General features: G+C 44.9%; 1 protein-coding gene. It reads left to right on the forward strand.

All coding sequences use genetic code 11. The annotated features are described in order from the left end of the window. Positions 1-84 precede the first annotated feature (84 nt). Positions 85-1632 (forward strand): IS1182 family transposase, encoded by a 1548-nt coding sequence (locus tag POV26_RS10520; protein ID WP_419180015.1) that lies wholly within the window; start codon positions 85-87, stop codon positions 1630-1632. The last annotated feature ends 99 nt before the right edge of the window (positions 1633-1731 follow it).

Genomic DNA, 1731 nt, shown 5'->3' on the forward strand with positions numbered 1-1731 from the left:
GAAGCCGTCTCAAAACCTGGGGCGGCTTTTTCTATTAAAAAGCTTGCTTAAAAATTGGTTATTTTTTATCTTTAAGTACTGACAATCAAAGATATGAATACCAATTTTCAATCCTACAACCAACAGCAAAATTGGCTTTTCCCTCCTTCTATCGAAGAACTCATTCCTGAAAACCATCCTGTACGTATAGTCAATGGTATCGTTGAGCAACTCGACCTAAGTTTACTTGTAGAAGAGTACAGCAAAGAAGGAAAGCCGAGCTACCATCCAAAAATGATGCTCAAGGTAATGGTCTACGCCTATATGGACAATACCTACTCCAGCCGAAAGATAGAAAAAGCGATGCGCGAGAACATCAACTTTATGTGGCTGGCCGCCCAACAAGTTGCGGACCATAACACCATCGCACGTTTTCGCAGCAAAAAGCTCAAGACCATTTTCAAGGACATCTTTAAACAGGTCGTTCTGCTTTTGGCGGAAGAAGGGCTCGTTACCCTTAAGGAAGTATTTACCGATGGCACCAAGATCGAGTCCATGGCCGGCAGGTACACCTTTGTCTGGGGCAATGCCATCAAGACGCGCAAAGAGAAAATGGCACAACAGCTTGAAGCGATGTGGCACTATGCCCAGGACATCGCAGATGAGGAGGACAGCGATCCCACCCCGCCCGACTTTAAAAAGATTGACAAGGAGAAGGTAGCAAGAACAGCCAAGAAAATAGAGAAGATCATCAGCAAAAGCCCAAAGGCCTCGACCAGGGCAAAGGCCAAGTTGCGGTATATCCAAAAGAATTTTCCACAGAACCTGGACAGGTATGAAAAACAACAGGAAATCTTGGCCGGGCGCAGCAGCTATAGCAAGACCGATCCCGACGCTACCTTTATGCGCATGAAGGATGACCATATGCAGAACGGGCAGCTCAAACCGGGCTACAACGTGCAAGTGAGCTCAGAGTCCCAGTTTGTAATCCACTATACCCTGCACCAGACCACCAACGACCTCAATACATTAAGACCGCACCTGGATGCCTTTGAATGTTTATACGAATTTTTACCGGAACAGCTTACCGCCGATGCGGGCTACGGAAGCGAAGAGAACTATGCGTTTTTAGAGCAAAAAGAGATAGGCACCTATGTAAAGTACAACACTTTTGACAAGGAACAGGGCATTTTAAAATCGAAGCGGAAAAAGAAAAATGAGGACTTCCATAGAGATAAGTTATATTACAACCAAGAGCAGGACCACTACATCTGCCCAATGGGGCAGCCAATGAAAAAAATAGGGGAGCGAAAGCGAAAGACCAAATCCGGTTACCTACAAACCAGTACCGCATATAGGGCACAAAACTGCCAAGGCTGTCCGCTGCGCGGAGCCTGTTTTAAGGCAAAGGGCAATAGGGTCGTAGAAAGAAACCACGCTCTGGAAAGGCACAAGGAAAAAGCAAGAAACAACTTGCTCAGTGAAATAGGGAAACTAAAGCGCAAACAGCGAACCGCTGATGTGGAGCCGGTATTTGCACACATAAAATCTAACAGAAACTTCAAACGATTTACCCACAAAGGAATAGAAAAAGCAGAACTGGAGTTCGGGTTGCACGCCTTAGCGCACAATTTAAGAAAGAAAAGTGCCTAAGAAAGGCCAACTTTGCGTCTAAATTTAAAATTACCAAAAAATCATCGCCATCAACCAAAAAATAAAAAACCGTCCCAATTAGATTATTGAGACGGCTTC

It is taken from the genome of Aequorivita todarodis, from assembly GCF_028561335.1.
GTDB lineage: Bacteria > Bacteroidota > Bacteroidia > Flavobacteriales > Flavobacteriaceae > Aequorivita > Aequorivita todarodis.